The organism is Methylobacterium sp. XJLW, assembly GCF_003254375.1.
GTDB lineage: Bacteria > Pseudomonadota > Alphaproteobacteria > Rhizobiales > Beijerinckiaceae > Methylobacterium > Methylobacterium fujisawaense.
In genome coordinates this window covers 1431257-1455648 of record NZ_CP016429.1, presented here as the reverse complement: position 1 = coordinate 1455648, position 24392 = coordinate 1431257, and the positions used below count along the sequence as shown (strand labels likewise).

Below are 24392 nucleotides of genomic sequence, written 5' to 3'. Positions count from 1 at the left end.
GCAACGTTCGGGGCCCCGGCCCCATCTGGAGCGGCCGCCTGCGTGCCCGACGTCCGAACGGCCTGGCAGCTCTCCGATGCGTGCGCATCCGCCTCGGCAGGCCCGAGCCGGCTGCGGCTGCGACGGTCAGCGAGAGGTCCCTTCGGTTCAAGGACGGACACCCTGAACGAGGGGTCGACGGTGGAATGCCGATGTCACCGCCAGCGAGCCGTCGACGATCCGCCATGAGCCCCCGGGGCTCGGCGAACCTGTCCACCGACCCGCGTCCGGTCGAGCGAGGGGCCCGCGGACAAGGCTTTGCGGGTTCCTCGGGGGGAATCCGGGCGCGGGCCGGTCGACGGCTCGGATCGCGCGTCGCTGCGCCCATGACAGTCCGCAACCTCCGGCGAACACCATCGGCTGAGCCGCTTCCACGCTGCCGGTCGTCGGCGCCGCGGTCGAACGGCGCCGGGGTCGGCCGGCGGCCCCGACGGCGGGCTCGGATCGATGCCGGACGCTGGGCCGGGGCCTCGCGCCGTTCCGCGGCGCCCTATGGCGCTGCGCGGCGGCGGGTTCCTGGCAACCGGTCGGCCACGGCCCCGGCGGACGGGCGCACGACCGGTCGGGAGCCCACTCCAGGCCCGGGTCGCGGCGGCCGTCTCCGCCGTGTGGCCGGCGTCGCGCGCGGGAGGGTTCCGACGTCCTCCCTGCGATAGAACGTCGGGCCGCCGGGCGACCCGGACCCGAAGGCCGGCCCGATCCCGGACCGCGACAGCCTCCGCGCCATCGCCGCCGCAGACGTCCCCTCGGCGCGCGCCAGCTCGCCGGCGGACACGAAGCCCTGCCGGAACTGCGCCCAGTCCGCGCGCGCCACCTCGCGCCGGTGCCGGTTCCGGAAGCCGCAGGGCGCGCGGCGCAGCCCGAGCCGGCCCGACGCGACCAGGGACCTCGCGAGCCCGCGGTCGCCGACCCGGGCCACGACCTCCGTCCAGGGGACGTCGTCGCTGGGCGCCCGTTGCAGCGCCGCGACGTCGGCGACCCGGAGGACCAGGCCGGGGAGCCCGGCCCGGCCGCGCACCCGTCCCCGGGGGGCAAGGCGGCCGTCCAGGACCGCCCGCACGATCGAGCCGATCGACGACATGCCGCGCCGCGCGGCCTCCGGCAGCGGGGCGCAGCCCGCGGGCACGTCGCGCAGGCGCGGCACCCCCGTGAACACCCCGACGGCGAGCCGCTCCACGGCGGCCCGGTCGAACCGGTCCTCGCGGACCTCGCGCCCGTGCCGGGGCAGGACAGGGACCAGGCAGCCGGCGGACACGACCGAGGCCATCCCTTCGTTGGTCAGGCCGAGCGCCCGCCGCGCCTCGGCCGACCAGCACGTCGCGGCGGCGAGGTCGGCCAGACGGGCGCAGTCCGCGGCGGCGTAGAGCGGTATCGGGCTCGGCCCCGGCGCCGGGACCGCCCCGAGAGACGCGAGCAGACGCTCGACGGTCGCCTTCTCCAGGCCGGTAACCCTGCTGAGACGGGCGACCGTCCCGAGGACCGGCTCCGTGACGGGCCGGCCGAGCAGGTCCCTGCCCGGTTGAAGGGGCAGGGACGCGATGGCGTGCGCGCGGAGCGCCTCGCGGACCGGCCCGTAGGCCGGGTCCCGCTCGTCGTGCACGAGCCAGCCGTAGAGCCGGCCGTAGGCCACGCCGGGGGTCAACTCGTCGCGGTCCGGCCGGGCCGTCGCCACCAAGCCGTCGAGGAAAGAGCGGAACGGCGAGGGGCCGCCCTCGAACGCCGCCATGCCGGCGGACAGCAGCGGGCCGGCGTCCACCAGCCTGGCGTCGCTCCGCGCGCGGCGTCCGTGGAGGCGCATCGCGCCGACGCGCTCGACGAGGGGGATGGCGGCGGCCAGCGACAGCGCGTCGAGCAGCGGGACCCGGCGCCGTCCCCCGAAGCCGAGGCGTCCGAGGACGTAGGTCTCGCCGGGGAATCCGGCCTCGCAGGGTGTGGTGGCGGGATCCGGCATGCCGGCGTCCCCCGCCGCCGCCGCGGCGAGGTCGGTCCCGTGCCGGGGGCAGCGCCGGAGGGAGCGGACGTCCCACCAGGCCCGGCGGAACGCCCGGGGGGGCGGCGCGTCGAGCCGTGCCGCGTCCTCCGCCTCGCACGCGCGGCAGCGTCGCCGGGCCGGGGGCGACCAATCGGCCCGCGCGACGATCTCGTCGCCGAGCCGGACCGTCGCGCCCTCGACCACGAAGGTGGCGGCCCGCAGGGCGCCGGCGTCGACGCCGGCCAGCGCGGCGACCCGGTCCGTGTCGCGCCCCGCCACGACCGACCTCCAGTCCAGGCCGTTGGCGGCCGCGAACGCCGCCGGGCTCCCGGCCCCGTACCGCCGCGAGAGGCGTTCGAGCAGGGCGTAGGCCGGCTCGCCGCTGCCCGGCGCCAGGTGCAGCGGCAGGCGGGCCGCCGGCTCGGGCCTACTTGCCATAGCTCGGCTCCGGGACGCCGCCGGTCCCGCGCAGGCGGGTCAGGTCGCCCCCTGCCGGCGTCGCCGGGCGCCGGAGCGCCCTGCACACCGCGTCGGGTTTCATGAGGAACGGGTTGGCGCCGTCGCCGCGGCGACGCCAGCGCTCGTAGGCCACGGCGAGGGTGTCGTCGACGCAGTTGTGACCGGCCTTGAACGACATCTCCGCGGCGAGGTGGATGAGCTTGGACGCGAGGCCGACATAGCCGTCCGTCGCCAGCCGGAAGCGGTCGACCTTCTCGGCGAAGCCGCTTCTTGCCCGGAAATGCAGGGCCACGAGTTGGTCGTCGTAATGATTGAGGAAGTCGGCGAACTCCTCCCGGGCGGCCTCGCCGGCGAACGGCGTCATCGGCAGCTTCGCGCCGCGGCGCTCGAATTGCTTCCAGCGATCGAAGAAGGTCATGACGGACGGCTCGCCCGCCAGCACGAGCTGGATGTCGGTCTCGTTCAGGAGCGTCTTGAGGGTCTCGGACACGGTGCGCTCGTGCCTGTCCGTGCGCGCCAGGTTCACGATGTGCTGGAACTCGTCGATCTTGACCACCCGCACCCCGCGCGCCTGCGCGACCTTGACGAACTGCCGCATCAGCATCGGCTCGGACGGCCGGTCGCTCGCCTCGTACCCGGCCACCTGCGACAGCATCTTGACCAGGAGCGCCTTCATGCGGCCGGGCGAGGGCGCGTCCAGGCGCAGGACCGGCAGGGGGTCCGCCCAGCTCGTCTTGACGTCGGGGAAGTCGACCGCCGTCAGCTCGCGGTCGAGGACCCAGCTCTTGCCCGCCCCGGCCTCGCCGCCGATCACCAGGACGTTGCCCCGCTCCCGCCGGCGCGCGCGGTCGCGCAGCAGGCGCATCTCCCGCTGGGCCTCCCCGTACGCCACGGTGGGGACGTGGATGCGTTCCCGCATGGCCAGGACGAAGGCGTCGAGCCGGGCGGCGTTGTGCGGCGCGTCCCAGTTCGTCCTGCCGCCCCCCGCGGGGCCGCCGGGCGCGGCCGCGCCGGAGGGGGGCGCGGATCCGGGGACCGGCTCGCGGGAGGCGTGGGCGTCGGGCGTCATGGCGTGTGTCATGGGTGTCGTCCTCAGTCGTAGTATTGCGAGCGGGTGACCACGGAGCCGCGGCGGGCCGGCGCGCCGGCAGCCTCGGCGGGGGAATGCGTCGCCGCGGCGGACGGTGCCTCGGCCGCCTCGGGCGTCGGCAGGGCCGCGACGGCACGGGCCGGCCGGGCGGCGTCGGCGAACTTCTGCTTCCCCCTGCCCAGGGGCTTCCCGGCGCGGTCGTCCCGGCTGGCCCGCTCGAACATCTCCACGCGCGCGTCCGCCAGCGTCTCCCGACGGACCCGCTCGGATTCGGGCGTACGCTCCTTCGACCGGTTCCTGAGCCGCTTCCACATGTCGAGGTCGAGGCCCTCGATCAGGTCCGGCTCCTGGCAGGTCGCCCGGATCTCCACGTTGGGCTCGACCGTGTCGTCCCAGACGGTCATCGTCGTCAGGTCGAGCGGGTCGAGCGCGCACCGCCACTTCCGCTTGCGTCCGTGGAGCTCCCGCAGGCGCTCCAGCTCGGCGCAGTCCCAGTGCAGTTCGAGGTACTCGATGCCGGTGTCCTGGATCGGCTTCAGCAGCGGCAGGGCGGTAGCCACCACGACGTCGCGCGCGCTGGGCGGCATGTCCACCCCGAGGGGCGACATCTCCTGCCAGACCTCCATCGGCGTCCTGTGGAACAGCCCGCGGTGGTTCTTCTGATGGTAGTAGGCCGCCACCCAGATCGCGAACAGCACCCTGATCTCGCCCATGGTCATGCGGGCGCGGTCGTGCGGGCGGTAGTCGCCGCGCCGCTCCGGGCTTCCGAACGTTCGGCCGGGCATCGTTGCGAAGTTGCGCTGGACCTCGCCGAAGAAGCGCTCGACGCGCCCCTTCTCCCAGGGCGCCCGCCGCGGGCAGTAGAGCAGCTCGAAGCCGAGCTTGGCCGCCGCGGCCTTCAGGGCGAGGCTGTGGAACTCCTTGCCGTTGTCGAGCCTCAGGACCTTCGGCATCCCGAAGACCGGATTCACGACCGCGCGCCCGTTCACGCTCACGTCTGCCTTCGCCGAGAGCATGCTGCGCAGGCACAGCATCACCGACACGTACGAGGGGGGATCCAGCGAGATCGACCATCCCACCACGCATCGCGTCGCCGTGCAGATGGCGAGCGTCAGCCAGGGCCGCCCGGCGATGCCGCGCTTTCGCCGATGGGAGCCCTCCTCGGTCTCAAGCGGTTCGCCGCCGCGGTCGCGCACGACCGTCACGTCCAGGAGGACGTGATCGATCTCGATGACCTCGCACGCCTTCTTTGGCGAGGCCCGGCGCCGCTTGGCGTCGAAGCGCATCGCCGCCTTGCGCGGCTTGAGCCGGGCCTCGGCGAGCTCGCGGGCGCCGAAGCGCCCCGTGACGAAACGGTGGAGCGCCGTCTCCGTGAGCGGCGTGAGCCTGTCGCCGGTCTCCCGGTTGTGCTGCTGGACGCGCCCCGCCACGTACTCGTGGAGCAGGCGGATCGTCGGCCCTTCCTCCTGGCGGTAGAAGGTCCTGACGGCTTCGGCCATGAGGTCGACGAGGGCGGGCGCCAGCTCCCTGGGCTTGCGCCCCTTGCGATCGTCGAGCCGCACCAGGGCGGAGGGCTCGCGGCCGGACCGCTCCCAGCGCCGCATCCAATCCCGCAGCGTGGGGGCGGACGGCGTGGCCTCGGCCCTCGCCTGCTTCCGCGCCGCGGCGTCGGGCAGGAGGCCCGGGACGCCGGCCCGGCGCCGCCTGAGGCTCGCCACCGCCCGGGCCACGGACGCGTACCGGCGTGCGTTGCGCCGGAACAGCGTTCCGTCGCCGTTCTTCCGGCGCTCCTCCAGCCCGTCGATCGTCATGACGTAGTCCAGGCGGCGCTCGGCCTCCGCCTGCCTGTGGTCGGGGAACTCGGACAGGCTCCGCCGCAGGTTCTCGCGGATGCCGGCCGGCAGGGCCGGGTGCAGCTGCCTCGGGATCACGAACTTCCCGGAGAAGTAGAGCGACGCGATCTCCTTGGATCCGTGCGTCACCGTGCGCCCGTCCACCTCGCTCCGGAACACGCAGCCGGCCTGCTCGCGCGACATGTACGTATGCGTGACGTCCTCGATCCTGACCGACGAGCCGAGGGGGAAGTTGATGAAGGGCACGATCATGGGTCGCTGCCGACTTGCTGGGCGGTGGGCGCGGGAGGGGATCGACGGCGACGGGTGCGGTCCGGGCGGCCGGGACGGCCCGCCGCCGGGACGGGCGATCAGGCGCGCCGGTCCCGCTCGGCGCGCCGGGCGGCGCACAGCAGCAGGGCGATCGCCCGTGCCGGCCGCGCCATCTCGCGCTCGGTCCAGACGACGAAGCCGATCCCCCGGGCGTGGAGGGCCTCGCGGACGGCCCTGTGACGCGCCATCGTCCCGGGCCGACGGGCGAGGCGCCGCGGCTTGACCTCGACGTAGGCGATCCCGAGCGCGGTCAGCGCGCCGAAGTCGGCGGTGTATCGGCGCGGCGTCCCCGCGTCGTCCCACGACTCGGAGGCCGGTTGCTCCAGGTAGTCGGAGACCTCCCGCGCCTCCTCCAGCAGGATCGCGGCGGTCCGTTCGAGAAGGCTTTCGTAGGCCACCATCCGCCCCGTCTTCCTCGACGGCCGGAAGCCGCTGAAGGTGTCGCGGCGGCCGGTCACCAGGCGGCGCCGCAGGCGCCGATAGCCGGGGGGCGGCGCCGCGGCGGCCGGATCCGCGGCGAACGCGCCGCGCCAGGTCGCGAGGGTGCCGGCCGCCTCCTGCGGCCGAGGCCGACCCTGCGGGAGGACAGCCGGGGGTGTCCCGGAGACGGCCGGGCCGGGCCGCCCGCCGTCGGGGGCGGCCGCGACCGTCCGGTGGCCCGAGACGTTGCGGCACCAGGACGCGACCATCCCCGCCGGGGAAACGGCGACATGGATCCCGGTCGCCCGCTCCCGGAACAGGTATCCGTCGGCGATCGCCCTGACGAACTCATGGGTTTCGGCGGCGAAGGGGGTGGCACACATGGCGTGTCTGCTCTCGGTCATGGCAAGATCCTGGATCGGCGGCGGCGATCCCGAGGGTGGGGGCGGTCGCGGCCGTTCCGTCGGGGCGAGGTAGGCCCCGGCATGCGATCCGGGGCGCGGCGGGCGGCGCCCCGCCGACCGACGGTCGGCGCAGGCGGGACTGCGGCGCGGTCAGCCCGCGGTCGCGGCGATCTTCTCGCCGTCCGGTCCGAGCCACCGCCGAAGATGTTCGGCGAGGCCGCGGATGCCGGAGATGCCCATGTGCGCCGCGACCTTGCGCAGGACTCGTTCGGACGGATTCCGCTGAGACGCGCCGGTCGGCACGTAGTGGATGCTGACCCCGAGGGCGTGCGCCGCCTCGCGGAACGACGCGCTATGGAACTCGCGGGCGTTGTCGACCAGGACGGCGGTGGGGGCGAGGGCCGCGAGTCCGATCACCTCGACGCCCGCGGCGGACACGCCGCCATGGAGCAGGCGCACGAACTCGCCCGCTTCGAGGGACCGTCCGAGCGCGGCCCCGAACGGGCGCCCGCCGCGGTCCCACGCGAGGGCCAGGTCCGCCGTTTCCCCCGAAGCGTCCCGCAGGCGGACGATGTCCATGCGAACCGCGCCCTCCGGAAGCCGGGGGTCGGGGCGTCGCGCGCCGTCGATCCTGCCGAAGCGCCGCGGGGCATCCGCAGGATCGACGGCCGGCTCGGCCGCGCGTCGATGCGGGGCTTGGCGGGAGCGGCGCTGTTCCGGGATGACCGTGCGCGCGGGCGTCGTCATCGACACGACGCCGTGATCAGGCGTCGTGCCGGGCTTCGCCGGTCTCGCCGGCCCCATGACGTCCGGCAGCTGTGCGCCGTCGCCCATCCGGACAGGCCTGACGGGCGTCGCCGTCCCGCGGCTGCGCAGCACCGGGATCAGAGCGGCAGGGTCGCGGCCGGCGCTTTCGTACCGGCGGCACCATGCGGCCACGGTCCGGGGGGCCGGCGGCTTGCCGCCGACCTCCGCCGCGACCTCCGCGACGACGGCGGCGACCCTGGTCAGCGCAGGCCGCCGGGCCAGGCCTCGCATCGCGCGGACGTAGACGAGTCGCCGTTCGACTTCGGCGGCGAGACGCTCGCTGGGGGCGGGCGCGGCGTGGCGGGTGGGAAAGTCGTTCTGGGGGGGCATGGATCTTCCTTGCCTGGCGGCTTGCGGGACGAGCGGATGCCGGGCGGGCACGGGGCGGCCGCCGACCGGCGGCTTCGGGCGCCGCTGCACGGGCGGACCCGTGCGGGTCGTCGTCGTACCGCCGCGGCCCAAGGGGGACGCTGACGGACGGGGGCACATCGGGGACGGGCGGGCTCGCGCGGCGTCGAACGGCTGGCGCCGGCGGGGCGAACGTGCCGCCTGGATCCGGCTGACCGGGGCGGCCCCGACCGGAGAATGCGACCAGGACAGGTCGCCATGCCCGCGGTCGGGCAGGGATGTATGTTTGGGGGAGGGTTGAGCGCGGACGGGTGTCGCAGCGACGCTCACGGTCGTAATACATGCGAGAGCGGATGTATGCAAGTGAGAAAATGCGCTAAGGTCCGCAAGACTGTGGATAAGGCGTTTTGTACATCGTTAATACTATCTAAAGATCGACAAACGGCGCGGCCGGCTTCGTTCGCGTCCGGTCGCGGGGAGAAGCGCGCCGGCGTCCCGCCGATCGGCTCGGTCGAAGCTGCGCGACCCTTCGGAAGCGGGCGGCCCCGCGTACGGTCCGCCCGTCGAAGCGGCGCCGCCCGATCGATTGATCGACCGCCACCGCGAGGCTCGCCCGCACACTGCGGCGATTCCGGGCCTTGCCCGTCGCAGGTCGGACCGCGTCGACATCGGCGGCGGTGAAGAAGCAGGAGCCGCGGGCGTCGGCCAGCCATGCGTGGGGCATGGTCGGTCCGCGGGCCCGGCCTCTCCTTCGCCGACGTCAGACCGCGCAGCCGTGCTCCGGCCGGTTCCGCGGCGGCGCGGGCATCCCGGGCGACGGACGGATCCTCCGCGGGATGGCGCTTCAGGTCGCGGCGGAGCCGCGCCAGGGGAACTCCCACACGCCCTCCGTGCCGGCCATCTCCGGCCCCGTGGGCTGGCGGATCCCGTCGTCGGCCCGGGCCTCCGGCCGAGCCCCTAGCCGTTCATGACGATCTGCCAAGCGGCCGCGCCGGGGCTGACTTCCGGGCTGACCGCGCCGCACGGTTCGACCCCGTGGAAGCCGTTTTCCATCATGAGCAGCAGGCCGTGGGACTCGCCGTCCAGGGTGAAGACTTCCCAGACACGGATCGCGTCGCCGGCGCTGTGCCGGCGGGCCTCGTAGACGGGATGCGTGGGCCAATCGACCACCGGGTCGAGCACGACGGTGACGGCGGAGCCGGCACGCGTGTCGTCATCGTATTCGTCGGGGGCCATCGCGCGAACGAGGCCGCGCCGATCCTGTCGCGCCAGGTCGACGTCCGCGTCCCATCGCTGCGGCCGATCCACGACCCGCATGGGTCCGTCCAGGGGGAACAGCGCGACGCCGCCCGCATCCCGCGCCACGGCGAGGCGGCGTCCCGCCATCGTCACGAGCACCCGCGTCACGTCCGCGCCACCGCCTCGCCGAACGGTCGCGGTCTTGTCGGACTCCAGCGCGCGAACGATCTCCGCGGCCCGATCCGAGGTCCGCCGGTTTTCGCCGTGATCGATCGCGAAGGTCGACGTTCCCGACACGACAGCGCGCCTCACGCGCTCGAATGCCTCCAGCCGATCGCGATGCAGCGGCGGTCTTCGGGGGATCTGAGTGGGCTCCGGCATAGTTGGTGACTCCTGGTGCGGGATGGTCGGCACCCGCATTCCCCCGCGTGGCCAGGCGCCTGGTCCGACTATGGCCAGGGCGGAAACGGGGTCAGGGACGCCGTGAGCGAGCCGGTTCCGAAGGTGGCGCGATGCGTAGGCGCCGCGGCCATGGGCCGATCCGCGTCTGGCCGCGCAGGCCCTGTGGCGGTTCCGGGTCGGGGGGCAGCAAAGCCGTTCTGGCCGACGTTGGCGATCGCGGATTGAGCGGATGGTTAATGGGCGGCCAACTCCAGGACTTCGCTGGCTGGGCCGCGCGCCTGATAGCCGATCCAAAGATCCGCTTTCGGACATCTAAGTTCCACGTCGGGTCAGCCTAGAGTAAAGCGGGCCGCCATCACTTGATGACGGCCCGCTGCCTTTGAGCGTGGGCGGCGCCCGAATCAGCCGTCACCGGCGTTCGTCGCTGAAGGTTTTTTCGATCTCCTTTGGACGAGCGTCCCGGGTCACCTTCCCCTTGTCGGAAGGAGAACGTCATGAAGTCCAAGGAAATCATCGAGCGCCTGGCAGCCATGCCGCCTCGGCCGCCGGGGGTTCCTGCCGTGCCGCCCATCGAGCTGGTCGCGATGGTGACCCGGATGGGACGAAGCCTGAGACAGTGGAAGAAGGAGACCCTGGCCGATTTCGCCTGTGTCTCGTTGTCTACGATCGAACGCGTCGAGCGCGCCGAGCCGGTCGGCGTTGAAAGCCTGGACAGGGTCGCCCTCGCGCTCGGCTATGAGAAGGGGGCCTTCACGGCCGCCCGCATTCCCATTCCACGCGAGCAGGCCGCCGCCGAGTTCGTCGAGGAAATGGGTAACCTCGAAGCGGTTCCGGTACGGCCCTTTCTGACGCACCGGCAGGTCCGGATGGTCGCCGGCACGCAGGCGTTCTTGATCCATCGTCCGGAACTCGGGCCCGCCTACGACGCCGACGTCGAAGCCCTGACGGAATGGATCGATCTGGTTTCATGGGTGATGGGGCCGCATTCCATAGGCGGCGGCGAGTTCAACCGCAGGCGGGATCTATGCGGGAATGTCCTTGCATCGGTGTCCGAGTTGCGAAGGAGAGGCGTGACCGTGCTGGTCGCCGTGATGGAAGCCCCTATCCCCGGTATCCCGGACTGGAAGGTCGCGATCATCTCGCTGACCCCCCGTCTCTCGGATCCCGGGGCCACCAACCGGCGGACCATCCTCGTCGACAGGCGCTTGGTCCAACCAGGACCGGGATATCTGCCCCACCTCGCCTAGGCCGACGACCGAAACCCTTCCGGTTTGGGAACAAACCGGGTCCAGGGAGCATGACTCGCGACCTTGGCCGCTAGCCAAACGGGGGCAACGATGCGCGCCCGCGCTTCCTTATCCACACGGAAGGCCGTCCCCCGGCCCAAGGCGGCACGGCCGCCGGCGCGCACGACGAGGCCGTCCGGGCAGCCCGGCAGGAAGGAAAAGTCCGAGGTCAGGATCTTCGTGTCCTACTCGCACATGGACGCCGACGCGCGCAGGAAACTCGAAACGCATCTGGCCCCCTTGAAGGGCGACAACGTCTCGACTTGGTTCGACGGCGACATGAACGCGGGCGACAAGCTCGATACCGCCATCGCCCGGGCACTCAGGAACGCCCACGTCTTCGTCGGCCTGCTGAGCCCCGACTACCTGGCGAGCCACTACTGCTGGAAGATCGAGTACAGGCGCGCCATGAACCGGCGTGCCCGCGGCACAATGCGGGTGGTCGCCGTCGTCGTCCGGCCCTGCGACTGGAAGTCGACCCCGGCCGCAGGCTTCAAGCTGCTCCCGGAAGACGGGCGGGAGGTCACCCGCTGGCGCAGTGCGGATGCCGCCTATCTCAATGTCGCTCAGGGCATTCGACGCGTAGTGGCCGCCGTCCGACGGGAAATCGCGGCGGCTTCGCAGCCGGCCAAGCCGAAGCGGGCCGCCGCCAAGGCCACGGCGAAGGCGGCCGCCAAGGGTTCGGCGCCGCCGAAGGCGAAGAAGCCACGTGCCCGGGCGAACGTGGCACGCAAGCCTTCCAAAGCGGGCACCAAGACCTGATCCGCCCCGCGGCGGAGGTAGCCTAGACGTAGCCCGGGTTCGGCTGCGCCCAGATCAGCTGAAGTGTGTTCCCCTTGACCTCGATCTTCAGGGCCGTGAGGTCCTCCAGCGCCTGAGCCATGCCTGCGACGGCCGCCTTCCCGAAGCCGTAGGCCGGGATCTCCAAGGAAGGCCGCTTGCACTCGGCCATCGACACCGCTTCCTGGACGATCTGGCCTATATTCGTCTCGACGAAGTCGACGCCGGCGTCCCGGCCATACAGCTTCACGTCGCGGAACAGGTGGTGGACGCCGCCGTCGCGCGACATCTGCAGGGAGGCGTTCGACATCGCCCGGCGGTGGGTGTCCTGAACCTTGGCCTTGATCTCCGTAGGCGTCACGGGGTTCTCCCTTGGCGTGGGTCAAATGGTTGACCCGTGCATTGAAAGCGTGGCGGCCAGCCATCACGTCACGCCTAGTTGGTGACGGAGACTGCCGATGACCAAGCCAGGAAACATCTACGTGGAGCCGCGCGAGGACGGCGACTTCGCCGTGCGCCGCGAGGGATCCAAGCGCGCGAGCGCCATCACGCCGACCCAGAAGGCGGGGATCGAGCGGGCTCGCGAACTGGAGCCCGACAAGAAGCCGAACGTGGCGCGGGTCCGGAACACGAAGGTCGGCGGTCCCGACCAGTTTCGGAAGACCCGATAGTCCACGGCCGTCGGATCGCGACCTTCGTCAGCGAAGGGTTGCGCTCTCGTCAGGTTCGAGATGCCGGTCCGCTCCGCCGGGACCGCCCGACGAGACGTGGCCATTCAAGCGCTCCAGATGCTCGAAGACATGCTCGAAGGCGGCCGTGATGGCTGCCTCGAACGAGCCGTCCGCCTTGCCCCGGGCCTGCTTCAGGCCGCTGAGCAGTTCGCGATGCTTTTCGGTGTCACTCGACATGATGCGTGCTCCCGCCGGGCAAACCGCCCGGTCCTCGAAGCCAAGTTCTCGCGTATCGTCGGGTTCCGGACGGTGGATGAAGCGCGCCAATCAGGAGCGACAGCCTTCGCGACGCTTCCCGCCGGCGGGAGGTCAAACGCTGTTTTTCGGATCGGGACCGCACACGCGCCATAGGGCGGCAGCCAGCCCGACATTCCCCAGTGCGGGTACCCGCGAGCGCGCCGACCGCTACAGCGAGCGGAAAGAACGGGAGCCCGAGCGCCTGAAGGCGGTCGTCGCCGACATCGGCTTCGTGAAGCGTTGAGGAACCGTCCGGCCCGATCACGCTGCCCCTTCCCGATCATGCCGCGATCGGGTCAGGTTTCGAACGGGACGATACGATCGGGGGCATCGGAGCATGGACGAACCGGATAACGGGGCAGCAGCCGCGCCGAGCCCTCGCGACGAAGCCGAATTCCATCGGTTCACGCGCCTTCAGCTCTCCTGCTCCGATTTCGCGCAGGCCATGAGCGCGGCCACCTTCCTCCTGCAGGAACTGGAAGACGACGTCGTCTACGGCCTGCCGGCCTGGCGGAAGTTCCGTTGCTACGAGACAACGATGGTCGTGGCCTACGCACGACCGTTCTCGCAATCCAAGGGACGGGTCCCGAAGCTCGGCTGGAAGGCGCTCGGCGTCGAACTGTCCTCGGCCGAATTGGCCCTGCACGAGAAGGTCGTCGCCCATCGCAATAGTCTCTACGGGCATTCCGACGCCGACGCCGTGGAACTACGGATGCTGTATCTCCACGAGGTGTTCAATCACAACGGCGCGGAGATGAACCTGTTCATGCCGCGGTTCGAGGAGCGGCCGCGCTTCGACCTCGATGAGATCTTCCGCATCTACGAGCTTTGCTCGAAGCTGAACCACCATGCCTTCATGGCGTGTCAGGATCTCGGCAAGCAGTTTCGCGATCGCTTCGAGCCCCTGCCCATGAATTTGAGCGATCCCGATTGAGCGGTTCGCTGGCCGGCGGTCACAGAGAAACGCCGGGCGGATCCGTCGTCTGCGCCCGAATATGCCGGCGCGGATAAAGTCGGCACAATTCCGGCGGGCCAGCCGGCAACGACCGTGGCCGCTTCGCTCAAGCTGGGGGAGCCGCTTCCCTGGCGCGGCCGAGCGTCGGGAACGTGCCGCGCGAGAATCCCGTCTCGCCGCGCTCGAAATACCAGCCGTGGCTCACCCGCACCGACATCTTCTTGTGCAGTGTCCTCGGCGTCAGCGGCTCCCGGCGATCCGCCGCCCCGCGCACCGTCGCCGGCTTCAGGAGCCGGAGGATCTGCGCCGCGGTCATCGTGCCGGAGGCGCGCAGGATCTCGTAGATCTCCCGCATGACGCGGTCCCAGAACTCCTCCGACCGGCCCCGCTCCAGCCGCGCCTCGGCCCGCGTGACGCTCTCGCGCAGCCCCGCGATCTCCGCCTCGGCCGCGTCCAGACGATCCAGCGCCTCGGCCAGCAGTTCCTCGCTCGCACGCACGGTCACCGCCAGGTTCTCGCGGTCCCGGGTCAGCCGCGCCGCCGCCTCGGCCTGCGCCGCCGCCCAGAGATCCCCCGCCACCTTCGCCAGCGCATCCTGCAGCGGCACCGGCAGCTCTTTGATCTTCAGCGCTGGCGCGTAGCCCTTCGCCGCCTTCCACTCCGCCAGCGCCGGCCCGACCTCACGGTTCGAGCCGCCCTTCTTCAGAAGCGGGATCAGCGTCCGCAGCGACACGCGTCCGGTCCTGGCTAACAGCCCGTCCGCCGCCCTGAACAGTTCCTGCTTCCGCTGCTCATTCATGGCCCGCCCCCCGCCACGCCACGAGCATCACCCAAGATGGTTAACGAGCCTATGGATTTCGGTAGCAAATCATGGTCGCGTTACCGCTACCGCTACCCCACCGAGTCGCGCTCCTTGCGCCCCGGGACCGTCCAGGGAATAAGGACCGCCCCGACCCAGGAGCCCGCCATGATACGCATCGGTCGTCCCACGCCCCCCTAAAACCCGGAGCGCGAGACCACCTGCGTCGAGCCTCCGCCAAGCGCGCGAGGCTCTCATGCCCCCTCGGATCCTCTTCTCAAGCGACCATCATTTCGCGCACCGGGCCACCCTTGGCGACCGGCTGGGCCTGCGACGCCCCTTCGACACGATGGAGGCCCATGACGAGGCCCTGATCGTGCGTTGGAACGCCGACGTCCGCCCGGGCGACACCGTCTGGCACCTCGGCGACTTCTGCTACCGCTGCTCCGAAGCCAAGGCCCGGGAGATCTTCACGCGACTGAACGGCGCCAGGCGCTATCTCGTTCGCGGCAACCACGACCGCATCGGCGCGCGCCTGCCCTGGGACGGCATCTTCGACGTCGCCCACGTGCAGGTTCCGCTGCCGGACGGGTCTGTCCAGGGCGTGTGGTGCAGCCACTATGCCCACCGAGTCTGGCCCCGAATGCACCGCGGCGACATCCATCTCTACGGCCATTCCCACGGCACGCTGCCCGGCACCGCGGCGAGCACCGACGTCGGCGTGGACTGCTTCGGCTTCCGCCCGGTCACCCTGGACGAGATCCGCATCCGCCTCGCCGAGAATGCCGCCAACGACGGGAGGGCGCCATGACGCAGAAGCTCTGGGTCTTCAGCGACCTCCATCAGGAATGGCCCGAGAACGCCTGGGATCCGGCGGCGCACGCGCCGCCCGACGGCTTCGACGTGGCCGTCGTCGCGGGCGACGTCCATACGCCGCTCGTGCGCGCCTTCGACTGGCTCGCCGAGCGCCTGCCCGACGTGCTGGTCGTCTACGTTCCGGGCAACCATGTCTTTTGGTGGGACCGGGGCGAGGACCGCTACACGCTCGTCGACCAGCTGTCCCGCGGCCGGGACGTCACCGCGCGCCACGGCATCCACCTGCTGCTCGACGACGCCGTCGTCATCGGTGGCACGCGCTTCGCCGGCGGCACGCTCTGGACCGACTTCCGGCTCGGCCCCTTCGGGCTTCACGCCGCCATGCGCGCCGCCCAGGGCCGCGGCGGCATGAACGACTATCGCCGGATCCGGAACGGGCCGCGGTCACGGCACCGTGTCGAGCCGGGCGAGATCCTCGCCCTGCACAGGAAGACGCGTGTATTCCTGGAGGCGACGCTCGCGACGGCGCACGACGGCCCGACGGTCGTCGTCACCCATCACGCGCCGCAGCCCGACAGCCTGCCGCGTCCGCACGAGGATCTCGGCTGGTGCTACACCTCGGATCTGCGTGACCTGATCCACGCGTGCGGCCCGGACCTGTGGGTCCACGGCCACATCCACCGGAGCGTCGATTACCACGTCGGCCGGACCCGGATGGTCTGCAACTCGCGCGGCCACCACGAGGAAGCCAGCGGCTTCGAGGATGGTCGCACCATCGACCTGCCTTGATCGGCCACCGGAAGGTCAGCAGGGCCGCGCACTCCGAAGACGCACTTCGGGGAGAAGAGGACACGCCCGACGTTTCGAGCTTGGCGGCGAATCATCTTGAGGTAGCATTGCTCGAACGCGACACGGATCCGGCATGCCGCCTCCTCTCACGAAGCGCAAGAAAACGGGGGAACTCTATGTCAGGACGGCTTCCGTCGACGCCGCCATAGACCGTGCCGCAGGGCTCGATCTCGACGCCGTCATCCGCGAGGCCCGCGTCGACGATCGAGGAGCGCCGGGCTTCATGGAGCCCGAGTGCCTGCTCCACCTCGTCAGGTCGACCCGCCTCGACAATTCCGATGACCGCTTCGCGCAGCTGTTCGAGATCCTCCTCGATCGGGTCGCCCGGTCGTTGAAAGGATCCATCCGGCCGAGCTCCCTCTACGATCCCGAGGAGTTGCGACAGGAGGTGGCCGACAGGTTCGTCGACCTCCTGGTGGAGGACCGAAACCAGCCTGGGGACGGTCTCGACTACTTCGAGGTGCGTTTCGCAAGCGCGCTCGCCGCGTTGCGCATCGACGTGCTGCGCGCGTCCGGACGCCTCGCCGCCAAGGAAGATCACGTCGAGGACATGCACGACCAGGAGGGTCAGCCACTTCCCGCGCTGGCCAAGCAACTCAGGCAGTTTTCCCAGGCAGAGGGCGCCGAACAGGAAAAAGAACATTTCCGGAACGAGCTTCTTCGGGCGATCGACCGTTTGCCAGACCACGAAAGGGTGGCTGTCACGCTCGTCCTCAAGGGGCATCCCATCGAGGGCGACGACGCGGAAACCATTGCGAAGCTTTGCGGCGTCTCCGACCGGGCGATACGGTATCGCCTCCAGAAGGCGTACGAGAAGCTGCGTCGTGAACTCGGAGAGGGACGATGACGACGACCAGCACCGCGCGCGGCGCGCGCGACGTATTGATGATGTTCGCGACCGAGGGTGAGCCGACGCCGAGACGCCTCGAAGCGTATGCGAAGGATCACCCCGAGTTGCGCCGGGAGCTGACGGAATTGGCGGTCGAGATGGTGCTGGAACCCTCCCGCCCGCTACCGCCCGCCGATGCCTCGACAAAAGCTACGGTGGCGTCCGCATGGGCCCGTTTCCAGGCCGGAACAAGGTCGGACGTCGAGAGAGCCCCCGTGCGCAGCGCGGCGGCGTTGCCGAACGTCTTCGCCGGGTTCAGCGGGGCGGCCTTCCCGCGATTGGCGGCGCGCCTGGATGTGACCCCGCTCTTTCTGATCAAGATGAAGGACGGCCTCATCGAGGCGGCCCGCTTCCCGAGGGCTTTCTCGAAGCTCGTCGCCGATGAGGTCGGGCATGAAGTGGACCTCATAATAGCCAGCCTCGGACGACCCTCCGCGATACCCCGCGGCATGATGGCCAAATCGGACGGGAAACCGGAAGCCGGGGCGAAGCAGAGCTTCGAGGAAGCCGTCGCCACGTCCGGCCTGACCCCCGAGCAGCAGGAACGGCTGCTCAACATGGCAAGGGCCGAACGTGGATCCGATTGAGGCCGCGAGGAAACGAGCTGCACGCATCCACCGGGAGATCGTCGCCGACGGCGGTGATCCCTGGCAGCCGTTCGACATCGTCGTACGTGCCATCGCCACGCACGACCTGTGGCATCAACCGGTGCAGGCCGGCGACGTGTCGCTGCATGGATGCAAAGCGCGCATCGATCCCGACACGAAGGGGATCCTGTACGGCGAGACTGGCACGGCGGGTGGCGACGCCCTGTTGATCGGGCACGAGCTCGGCCATGTGGCGATGCACGGCTGCACGGACCCGGTCCTCACCCACCACACCGATCCCAGCCGCTCGGCGGAGAGCGGCACCGCCGTCGAGAAGCTCGTCGACTATGGGCGAGGCGAGCGTCGGGAGGTCCAGGCCGACCTCTTCGCCCGCGAACTGGTGCTGCCACGATCGGTCGCGCGCGATCGTCACGCGGAGGGCATGAGCGTCGCGGACATCGCCGCCCGCCTCGGCATCACGGAAGACGTCGTCACCCAGCAATTGCTCGATGCCCTGCTGCTTCCGCCGGTCCCAGACGCGGTCGCCGTCCCCTCCGGCGGTGCGCTCCGGCGCGACCCCAGCCAGGACATCGCCGTGGCGCACCGCGGCAGCCCCTATCTCCTTCAGGCAGGCCCGGGCACGGGGAAGACGAGGACCCTCATCCGGCGTGTGACCAGCCTCATCGACGAGGGCGTCGACCCGAACGGCATCCTCGTCCTGACCTTCTCGAACAAGGCGGCCGGCGAGCTGATGGACCGGCTCGCCCTGTCCCATCCCGAGGCGGCCGCCTCAGTCTGGATCGGAACCTTCCACGCCTTCGGCCTCGACATCGTCCGCCGCTTCCACGATCGGCTCCGGCTCCCTGCGAGCCCGCGCCTCGTCGACAAGGCCACGGCCATCACGATGCTCGAAGGGGTGATCCCGAGCCTGGCCCTGGACCACTACCGCGATCTCTGGGATCCCGAGGAGAACCTCGCGGACATCCTCGCCGCCATCTCGCGGGCCAAGGACGAACTCGTCGATCACGTCCGCTACGCCGAGCTCGCCGAGGCCATGGAGAGAGCCGCGACCGACGATGCGACACGCCTGCGGGCGAAGCGCGCGGCCGAGGAGGCACTCGTCTACGCGGCCTACGAACGCCTCCTGGCGGACAGCGACGCCCTGGACTTCGGCGACCTCATCATGAAGCCGGTTCGCCTGATGGCCGACCATCCCCAGGTCGCCAGGGCCTTGGCGCTCCGGCACCGTCACATCCTCGTCGACGAATACCAGGACGTGAACTTCGCCACCGTGCGCCTGATCGCGGCACTCGCGGCGGACGAGGGCGAGCGCCTCTGGGTGGTCGGCGACGCCCGCCAGTCGATCTACCGCTTCCGGGGCGCGACCTCGGCGAGCATGGGTGCCTTCAAGGACGACTATCCCAAAGCGACGGACGGCGCACTGACCGTCAATTATCGCTCCCGCGGCGAGATCATCGACACCTTCTCGGCCTTCGCGTCGAGCGTCGAGGCCTTCCGACGCCTCGGCGATCTCCGCCTCACCGCCGATCGAGGAGCCTGCGGCCGGCGACCGGTCATGCACGAGGCCGGCACGCCCGACGACGAGATCGCGCTGGTCGCCGCCTCCGTCGCCGAGGCGAACGACGGTGGGATCGACTATCGCGACCAGGCGATCCTCTGCACGGCCAACGACCGGCTCGCCGCGTTCGCCGCCGGCCTGACGGCTCGGAACATCCCCGTCCTCTACCTCGGGCCCCTCTTCGAGCGGCCCGAGATCAAGGACCTGCTCAGCCTGCTCGCCCTGTTCCACGATCCCCGCGCCGCGACGCTGGTGCGCGTCGCCATGATCCCGGAGGTCGCGATGGGCCTCGGCGACGTCGCCCTCGTCGCCGTCCACCTCAGGGAGGCGGCCGGCGGCCCGCTGGCCTGGCTGGAGGACGCCGACGCGCTCCCCGGCTTGAGCCTCGCCGGGCGTGAATCCCTCAGGCGCCTACGCGACGCCTGCGGCGGCTTCGAGGCCCGCGCCCATCCCTGGAACGTAGCGAGCGCCCTGGTGCTCGACAGGCTCGGTATCGCGCGCCGCATCGGCGGGGCCACGACGCTGGCCGACCGGATGGCCGGCGTCGCGGTCTGGCAATTCCTCAACTTCCTCAGATCCCTGCCGATCGAGGGGGAGTTCCCGACCTCCGAGGTCTCGCGTCAGATCAGGAGGTTGATCCGGCTGAACGAGGAGCGTTCGCTGCGCCAGTTCCCGGACGCCGCCCTGGAGCTCGATGCCGTCCGGCTGATGACCATCCACGGCAGCAAGGGCCTCGAATTCGACCTCGTCCATGCCCCGGGCATGATCGCGACGGGGCTGCCCAGAAGCGCGAAGGCGCCGGACTGCCCGCCGCCGGACGGTCTCATCGCCGGCAGCGCGGGCCTGACCGGCCTCCAGGCCAGCGTGGCCGGCCACGAAGAACAGGAGGCCTGCCTGTTCTTCGTGCTGCTCTCCCGCGCGCGGGACGGCCTGCGCCTCTACCGCTCCACGCTTCAGAAGGGTGGAGCGAGGAGGCGCAACCCGTCCGCGTACAACGCCCGGATCGCCGCGACGCTGGACCCCGCGCCCCCGATCGCTCCTCTCCCGGCACCGCCGGCTGCGGCCGCGCCGCCACCGGTGGCGGTGGCCTGGAGCGTGCCGGTCGAACTCGATCACCAGCACCTCGATTCCTACGGGAAGTGCGGCTTGCGCTTCCTCTACACCTACGTCCTCGGCCTCGGCGGCCGACGCGACGAGAACCCCTACATCCGGATGCACAACGCCGTCCGGGCGATGATCGATTGGCTCGACCGGAACTTCGACGCGGCGCAGGCCGAGCCGGCGGGCTTCGCGGCGGCGTTCGACGGTGCCTGGGAGGGGCACGGGCCGGCCGAGCATGGCCACGCCAACGCCTATAGGCAGATCGCCGAGGAGATGCTCCGCTTCCTCGTGGGCACGCGCGCCGAGGAAGGCCGGCAGCCCCCCAGGGCCCTGCGCCTGGGCGCCGGCGGCGGACATGTCCTGTCACGGGCGCACGACGTGGTGCGCACCCGTGACGGCCGCCTCGTCGTGAGGCGCGTCGCCACGCGCAAGGCCATGGCCTCGCTTGAGAAGGAGATCGAATACGCGATCCTCGATGCGGCCGCCGAGCAGGCCTTCGGCGAGCCCGTGACGGTCGAGGCGATCCACCTCACCGGCGCGACCCGCCGACCGGTCCCGCCCGACAAGCGGGCGGAACTCGTGGCCGCCGTCGCCCAGCACATGGCCGACGTCGGCGCTGGCCGCTTCGCCCCCAATCCCGGGCGCGGTTGCCTCCGCTGCCCGCACCTGTTCGCCTGCCCTGGCCTACCGGCCGGCGGCGCCTTCGTGCGGCACCCCCTGTCCAGGGAGCGCTGAGGCTCGGCCGGCCGGCAAGATGGCCGCGATCAATCCTGGAAAAAAAGTGAGCGCGGCCGTTTCCGGATCCGCCGGTCCCTTTCGATCAACCTCTCGACGGTGCGGGGAGCACCCGACCCACCGAGAGATCGAAAGGAACAGTCATGACGACCAACGGCCACGACAACGACCGCGACGAGGACGGCACCCGCAAGGTCCAGGTCTATCGCTTCCGCATCGACAAGACGGAGTACGAGAACCCGCTTCCGGACCTGACCGGCCGCGACCTCCTCGTCATCGCCGGCAAGCACCACCCGGAGCGGTTCAAGCTCCTCCAGAAGATCGGCGCCACCATGAAGCCGATCGCCCTCGACGAGGTGGTGCACGTCAGCGACAAGGGCGAGGAGCGCTTCATCACCCTGCCGCTGGACCAGACCGAGGGGGAGCAGGCGCTCCCCCTTCGCCGGGACTTCGTGCTGCCCGAGGGCGATCGCGAGACCCTCGACGCCACGGGACTGCGCTGGGAGACCGTCCAGGACATGGGCGTCCCCCGCGTCGTGATCCGCGGCTATCCCGTCCGGGCCGGCTACGCGCCGGAACGGACGGACCTGATGCTGCGGCTCCTGCCGGGATACCCGACCTCGCAGATCGACATGTGGTACTTCCACCCGCCCCTGGCCCGCACGGACGGCGCGCAGATCCGGGCGCTCGTCGGTGACATCTTCGAGGGCAAGCACTGGCAGGGCTGGTCGCGCCACCGCACCGGCCTGAACCCCTGGCGGCCGGACATCGACGACATCGGCACCCACCTCGCCGTCGTCGAGCACAACCTCGCCAAGGAAGTGGGGGCCGCCTGATGCGCGTCACGCTCGCCCTCACCGGCGCCCAGCACGCCGCGATCCACGCCCACCTTTTCCCGGGGGATGGCCGCGAGGCCGTCGCCCTGATGCTGTGCGGTCGGGCCGTGTCGCCCGGCCGCACCAAGCTCGTCGTCCACGAGATCGTCCCGGTGCCCCACGAGGCCTGCCAGCGCACCGACCGGCGCGTCACCTGGCCAACCTCCTACCTCGAACCCTTGCTCGACAAGGCGGCGCGGCGCGGGATGGCGGTGGCGAAGATCCACTCCCATCCGGGCGGGAATCTCCACTTCAGCGAGGTCGACGACGAGGCCGACGCCGCCCTGTTCGGGAGCGTCCACGCCTGGGTCGACGACGGGGCCCCGCACCTCAGCGCCGTCATGGTGCCCTCGGGCGCCGTGCTGGCCCGCGCCCACAGGGCCGACGGGACGCATGGCGAACTGCATCACGTCTGCGTCGTGGGCGACGACATCCGCTTCTGGAGGCCGCCGGCGGACGCGGATCGCGAGATCCCCGAGTTCGCCCGGCGGCACGCGCAGGCCTTCGGACGCGGCACCTTCCAGGCTGTCCGTGGGCTCAGGCTCGGCGTAGTCGGTTGCTCCGGCACCGGCAGTCCACTCGTCGATCAGGTCGCCCGGCTCGGCGTCGGCGAGATCGTGCTCGTCGATCCGGACAAGGTCGAGGAGAAGAACCTCAATCGCATCGTCAACACGACGCGGGGCGACATCGGACGACCGAAGGTCGAGGTGCTCGCCGGCTTCGTCGAACGGCTCGGCCTGGGCTCGCGGGTCGAGGCCTTCGCCCACGACCTCTCCCACCCCGCCGCCCTGCATGCGATCTCGACCTGCGACGTCGTCTTCGGATGCATGGACGGCGTCGAGGGGCGTGATCTGCTGAACCGGCTCGCGACCTTTTACGGCCTGGCCTACTTCGATGTCGGCGTGATGCTCGACGCCGACGGACATGGGGGCATCGGGCAGATCTGCGGCTCGGTCCACTACCTGCAACCCGGACGCTCCAGCCTGCGGGGCCGGGGCCTCTACACGGACGGCATGCTGGAAGCCGAGAGCCTCCGCAGGCAGGATCCGGCGGCCTACGAGGACCGGCTCGCCCGCGGCTACATCCGTGGGGTTCCCGAGGACCGACCGGCGGTCGGGGCGCTGAACGGGCTCTTCTCCAGCCTGGCGGTCATGGAGTTCCTGCTGAGGCTGCATCCCTCGCGGCTCGACCCGAACGGCGGGTTCGCCACCCAGACGTTCAGCCTGACGGCCGGCTACTGGGAGAACCTGCCGGACGAGGGCGTCGACGAGGCGTTGGCCCGCTACGTCGGCCGCGGCGACATGGTGCCGTTCCTGAACCGGCCCGCCCTCGACATGCTCGCGAGGGCAGCGTGATGAGGGATGCCATGCTCTCGAAGATCCGGGCCGCCCTCGGCTGGGTCTCCCGTCGTCGGGGACGCCACACCGCCGCCTTCGTTGAGGAGGAGCCGGACGCGCTCGCCCCGCGCACCGTCTACGTCGTGGGCGAGGACGGCCATCGCTGGTTCGCGGCTTTCGATTGCCCCTGCGGTTGCGGCGAGACCATCAAGCTCTCGCTCGTCCCCGGCGACCGTCCCGGCTGGAAGTTGAGGGATCATTGGGACGGCACCGCGTCGCTCGCACCCAGCGTCTGGCGCAAGGTCGGATGCAAGAGCCATTTCTGGCTCCGCAAGGGCAGGGTCGAGTGGTGCTGACCGCGACGCCGGCGTCGAAATCTCGTTAGGCGACGCCTCAAGCATGCCAAGCCATGCCCGAGAGCGCGACACACCCGGGCATGGCTTGGCCGGCCCGGGTCACCGGGATCTACGAGCCTTTCGAACCGCGCGTCAGCCTTTGAAGGCGGCCACCGCACGGCTCAGCCTGAACATCGCTTCCATCGCCGCGTCCTTGGCGGTCGGGACTTCCTGGTCCGGAGGCCATACGCCTTCCGGATCGACCAACACCTTGGTCACGTAAGAGAGCATCTCACAGGCGAAACTGTCATCCGCGAGTCTCAGGTCGCCGATCATCCTACCGATGCGATCCATCACGGGCGGATGCGTCGAGCTGTTTCCATGAGGGACGAGTTCGAATTGCGCCACCCAGGCAAGCCCGGTGAACATGCCGAGGGCACGCCGCTCCAGATCCAGCTCGGTCTCCGAGGGTCGCGTCTCCAGAGCCCTGCCCGGATCGACCTGCAACGATCCCTTCATCCAATGCGTGGCTTGCGCGTCGGCCTGGAATTCCTGTTCCTTGGCTTCGTGCGGCAACGGCTCGGCCACGGCATGATGGTTCAGCCTCAGATGAGCCAACTCGTGACGCATGATCCAGCCGAGTGCGTTCTCGAAGGTGCGGTTGCCGCCAAGGCTGGCACCGACGGCGTCGGGGTCCGGCACCGGAGCCCAATCGACCCAGCCGTCGAACTTGTTCCTGCTCAGTCTCGACGACAGTTCGAAGAGATGCAGCCCCTCCTCAAGCTCTCCGCCGATCGCAAGCTGCGGAGGGCCTGCGGTAGGGTCGGCTGTTCTCTGGGCCTCGAACATGGGACGTCCGACCCGAACGACCGCCTGGGAAAAAGCCCACAGGCTCGCAAGACCGTTCCAGGTGATCCTCACTGCAGGCGGGGGCGTCACGGCCGCGAACTCCGACCTGAAGGTCCGAGGAACTTCCAGAGCCAAGTCCTCAAGCTTCAAGGGCACTTCGGCCGGTGTCACGCCGGCATCGTCACAGCAGGCGAGGTACCATCGTTCGACGACGGGTCGGAATGTCGAGAACACCTGAGGAAGGCAACTCATGGATTTTGCTCTACGTGCGGCGCGGGACACGGCATCGAGTAGGTCGTGCCTGCCG

At 70.7% G+C, this 24392-nt stretch carries 22 protein-coding genes and 1 pseudogene; 13 read left to right on the top strand and 10 right to left on the bottom strand.

Annotation, left to right across the window (positions count from 1 at the left end):
- Positions 1–529 precede the first annotated feature (529 nt).
- From A3862_RS06775 to A3862_RS06745, 6 genes are all read right to left on the bottom strand, one after another.
- On the bottom strand, positions 530–2449 hold the full coding sequence (locus tag A3862_RS06775) for a TniQ family protein (protein ID WP_071000285.1): 1920 nt from the start codon (positions 2447–2449) through the stop codon (positions 530–532).
- Positions 2439–3551 carry a TniB family NTP-binding protein gene (locus A3862_RS06770; protein ID WP_083374423.1) on the bottom strand — a complete coding sequence of 371 codons (1113 nt, stop codon included), beginning with the start codon at positions 3549–3551 and terminating at the stop codon, positions 2439–2441. Before A3862_RS06770 ends, A3862_RS06775 begins: the two co-directional genes overlap by 11 nt.
- Before the next feature lie 11 nt (positions 3552–3562).
- On the bottom strand, positions 3563–5665 hold the full coding sequence (locus tag A3862_RS06765) for a DDE-type integrase/transposase/recombinase (RefSeq protein ID WP_111473455.1): 2103 nt from the start codon (positions 5663–5665) through the stop codon (positions 3563–3565).
- A gap of 98 nt (positions 5666–5763) precedes the next feature.
- Positions 5764–6549 carry a hypothetical protein gene (locus tag A3862_RS06760; RefSeq protein ID WP_071000287.1) on the bottom strand — a complete coding sequence of 262 codons (786 nt, stop codon included), beginning with the start codon at positions 6547–6549 and terminating at the stop codon, positions 5764–5766.
- A gap of 150 nt (positions 6550–6699) precedes the next feature.
- Positions 6700–7686, bottom strand: a complete 987-nt coding sequence (locus A3862_RS06755) for a hypothetical protein (protein WP_071000288.1) — start codon at positions 7684–7686, stop codon at positions 6700–6702.
- Positions 7687–8661: 975 nt separating this feature from the next.
- A complete protein-coding gene (locus tag A3862_RS06745; RefSeq protein WP_124262950.1) occupies positions 8662–9357 on the bottom strand; it encodes a hypothetical protein in 696 nt (231 codons plus the stop codon).
- A gap of 482 nt (positions 9358–9839) precedes the next feature.
- Between A3862_RS06745 and A3862_RS06740 the strand changes: the two genes are divergently transcribed.
- On the top strand, positions 9840–10592 hold the full coding sequence (locus tag A3862_RS06740; protein ID WP_043075270.1) for a hypothetical protein: 753 nt from the start codon (positions 9840–9842) through the stop codon (positions 10590–10592).
- A 219-nt stretch (positions 10593–10811) separates the two neighbouring features.
- Complete coding sequence (locus A3862_RS06735) at positions 10812–11393, top strand: toll/interleukin-1 receptor domain-containing protein (RefSeq protein ID WP_043075269.1); 582 nt, start codon at positions 10812–10814, stop codon at positions 11391–11393.
- Between the two features lie 22 nt (positions 11394–11415).
- On the opposite strand, the gene A3862_RS06730 is transcribed toward A3862_RS06735, so the two are convergent.
- Positions 11416–11772, bottom strand: a complete 357-nt coding sequence (locus A3862_RS06730) for a hypothetical protein (RefSeq protein ID WP_043075268.1) — start codon at positions 11770–11772, stop codon at positions 11416–11418.
- A 97-nt stretch (positions 11773–11869) separates the two neighbouring features.
- Here A3862_RS06730 and A3862_RS06725 point away from each other — a divergent pair, with 97 nt between their 5' ends.
- Positions 11870–12082, top strand: coding sequence for a DUF2188 domain-containing protein (locus A3862_RS06725; RefSeq protein ID WP_043075267.1), 213 nt, complete (start codon positions 11870–11872; stop codon positions 12080–12082).
- Positions 12083–12109: 27 nt separating this feature from the next.
- Here the strand turns inward: A3862_RS06725 and A3862_RS06720 are convergent, their stop codons facing one another.
- Complete coding sequence (locus A3862_RS06720) at positions 12110–12319, bottom strand: hypothetical protein (protein WP_043075266.1); 210 nt, start codon at positions 12317–12319, stop codon at positions 12110–12112.
- A 208-nt stretch (positions 12320–12527) separates the two neighbouring features.
- On the opposite strand from A3862_RS06720, the pseudogene A3862_RS06715 reads away from it, so the two are divergent.
- Together A3862_RS06715 and A3862_RS06710 are read left to right on the top strand one after the other, a co-directional pair.
- Positions 12528–12623, top strand: a pseudogene (locus A3862_RS06715) (arsenic resistance protein ArsH); the annotation flags it as partial.
- A 201-nt stretch (positions 12624–12824) separates the two neighbouring features.
- Positions 12825–13313: a hypothetical protein gene (locus A3862_RS06710; RefSeq protein WP_124262949.1), complete on the top strand. Its 489-nt coding sequence runs from the start codon at positions 12825–12827 to the stop codon at positions 13311–13313.
- Between the two features lie 127 nt (positions 13314–13440).
- Here the strand turns inward: A3862_RS06710 and A3862_RS06705 are convergent, their stop codons facing one another.
- Positions 13441–14133, bottom strand: a complete 693-nt coding sequence (locus tag A3862_RS06705; RefSeq protein WP_083374424.1) for a DNA-binding protein — start codon at positions 14131–14133, stop codon at positions 13441–13443.
- 256 nt (positions 14134–14389) lie between these two features.
- Here A3862_RS06705 and A3862_RS06700 point away from each other — a divergent pair, with 256 nt between their 5' ends.
- From A3862_RS06700 to A3862_RS06665, 8 genes are all read left to right on the top strand, one after another.
- The gene (locus tag A3862_RS06700) at positions 14390–14944 is read left to right on the top strand and encodes a metallophosphoesterase family protein (RefSeq protein WP_043075265.1); all 555 of its coding nucleotides are present in this window, start codon (positions 14390–14392) and stop codon (positions 14942–14944) included.
- Entirely contained in the window at positions 14941–15738 is a 798-nt protein-coding gene (locus A3862_RS06695) for a metallophosphoesterase (RefSeq protein WP_043075264.1), read from the top strand. Before A3862_RS06700 ends, A3862_RS06695 begins: the two co-directional genes overlap by 4 nt.
- A 133-nt stretch (positions 15739–15871) precedes the next feature.
- Positions 15872–16645, top strand: coding sequence for a sigma-70 family RNA polymerase sigma factor (locus tag A3862_RS06690; RefSeq protein WP_043075263.1), 774 nt, complete (start codon positions 15872–15874; stop codon positions 16643–16645).
- Entirely contained in the window at positions 16642–17274 is a 633-nt protein-coding gene (locus A3862_RS06685) for a hypothetical protein (protein ID WP_043075262.1), read from the top strand. The genes A3862_RS06690 and A3862_RS06685 overlap by 4 nt, the downstream gene beginning before the upstream one ends.
- Complete coding sequence (locus A3862_RS06680; RefSeq protein WP_043075261.1) at positions 17261–20689, top strand: UvrD-helicase domain-containing protein; 3429 nt, start codon at positions 17261–17263, stop codon at positions 20687–20689. Before A3862_RS06685 ends, A3862_RS06680 begins: the two co-directional genes overlap by 14 nt.
- Positions 20690–20832: 143 nt before the next feature.
- Entirely contained in the window at positions 20833–21525 is a 693-nt protein-coding gene (locus tag A3862_RS06675) for a multiubiquitin domain-containing protein (RefSeq protein WP_043075260.1), read from the top strand.
- Positions 21525–22919, top strand: a complete 1395-nt coding sequence (locus tag A3862_RS06670; protein ID WP_071000290.1) for a ThiF family adenylyltransferase — start codon at positions 21525–21527, stop codon at positions 22917–22919. The genes A3862_RS06675 and A3862_RS06670 overlap by 1 nt, the downstream gene beginning before the upstream one ends.
- Positions 22919–23257, top strand: coding sequence for a DUF6527 family protein (locus A3862_RS06665; RefSeq protein WP_043075215.1), 339 nt, complete (start codon positions 22919–22921; stop codon positions 23255–23257). Before A3862_RS06670 ends, A3862_RS06665 begins: the two co-directional genes overlap by 1 nt.
- A 132-nt stretch (positions 23258–23389) precedes the next feature.
- On the opposite strand, the gene A3862_RS06660 is transcribed toward A3862_RS06665, so the two are convergent.
- Positions 23390–24337 (bottom strand): phage exclusion protein Lit family protein, encoded by a 948-nt coding sequence (locus A3862_RS06660; protein WP_160532431.1) that lies wholly within the window; start codon positions 24335–24337, stop codon positions 23390–23392.
- Positions 24338–24392: the final 55 nt, after the last annotated feature.

Excerpts from the sequence above, each read along its gene's own strand:
- A3862_RS06775 (WP_071000285.1), bottom strand. The coding sequence starts at position 2,449 with ATGGCAAGTAGGCCCGAGCCGGCGGCCCGCCTGCCGCTGCACCTGGCG.
- A3862_RS06770 (WP_083374423.1), bottom strand. The coding sequence starts at position 3,551 with ATGACACACGCCATGACGCCCGACGCCCACGCCTCCCGCGAGCCGGTC.
- A3862_RS06765 (WP_111473455.1), bottom strand. The coding sequence starts at position 5,665 with ATGATCGTGCCCTTCATCAACTTCCCCCTCGGCTCGTCGGTCAGGATC.
- A3862_RS06760 (WP_071000287.1), bottom strand. The coding sequence starts at position 6,549 with ATGACCGAGAGCAGACACGCCATGTGTGCCACCCCCTTCGCCGCCGAA.
- A3862_RS06755 (WP_071000288.1), bottom strand. The coding sequence starts at position 7,686 with ATGCCCCCCCAGAACGACTTTCCCACCCGCCACGCCGCGCCCGCCCCC.
- A3862_RS06740 (WP_043075270.1), top strand. The coding sequence starts at position 9,840 with ATGAAGTCCAAGGAAATCATCGAGCGCCTGGCAGCCATGCCGCCTCGG.
- A3862_RS06725 (WP_043075267.1), top strand. The coding sequence starts at position 11,870 with ATGACCAAGCCAGGAAACATCTACGTGGAGCCGCGCGAGGACGGCGAC.
- A3862_RS06720 (WP_043075266.1), bottom strand. The coding sequence starts at position 12,319 with ATGTCGAGTGACACCGAAAAGCATCGCGAACTGCTCAGCGGCCTGAAG.
- A3862_RS06710 (WP_124262949.1), top strand. The coding sequence starts at position 12,825 with ATGAGCGCGGCCACCTTCCTCCTGCAGGAACTGGAAGACGACGTCGTC.
- A3862_RS06705 (WP_083374424.1), bottom strand. The coding sequence starts at position 14,133 with ATGAATGAGCAGCGGAAGCAGGAACTGTTCAGGGCGGCGGACGGGCTG.
- A3862_RS06700 (WP_043075265.1), top strand. The coding sequence starts at position 14,390 with ATGCCCCCTCGGATCCTCTTCTCAAGCGACCATCATTTCGCGCACCGG.
- A3862_RS06695 (WP_043075264.1), top strand. The coding sequence starts at position 14,941 with ATGACGCAGAAGCTCTGGGTCTTCAGCGACCTCCATCAGGAATGGCCC.
- A3862_RS06690 (WP_043075263.1), top strand. The coding sequence starts at position 15,872 with ATGCCGCCTCCTCTCACGAAGCGCAAGAAAACGGGGGAACTCTATGTC.
- A3862_RS06685 (WP_043075262.1), top strand. The coding sequence starts at position 16,642 with ATGACGACGACCAGCACCGCGCGCGGCGCGCGCGACGTATTGATGATG.
- A3862_RS06675 (WP_043075260.1), top strand. The coding sequence starts at position 20,833 with ATGACGACCAACGGCCACGACAACGACCGCGACGAGGACGGCACCCGC.
- A3862_RS06670 (WP_071000290.1), top strand. The coding sequence starts at position 21,525 with ATGCGCGTCACGCTCGCCCTCACCGGCGCCCAGCACGCCGCGATCCAC.
- A3862_RS06665 (WP_043075215.1), top strand. The coding sequence starts at position 22,919 with ATGAGGGATGCCATGCTCTCGAAGATCCGGGCCGCCCTCGGCTGGGTC.
- A3862_RS06660 (WP_160532431.1), bottom strand. The coding sequence starts at position 24,337 with ATGAGTTGCCTTCCTCAGGTGTTCTCGACATTCCGACCCGTCGTCGAA.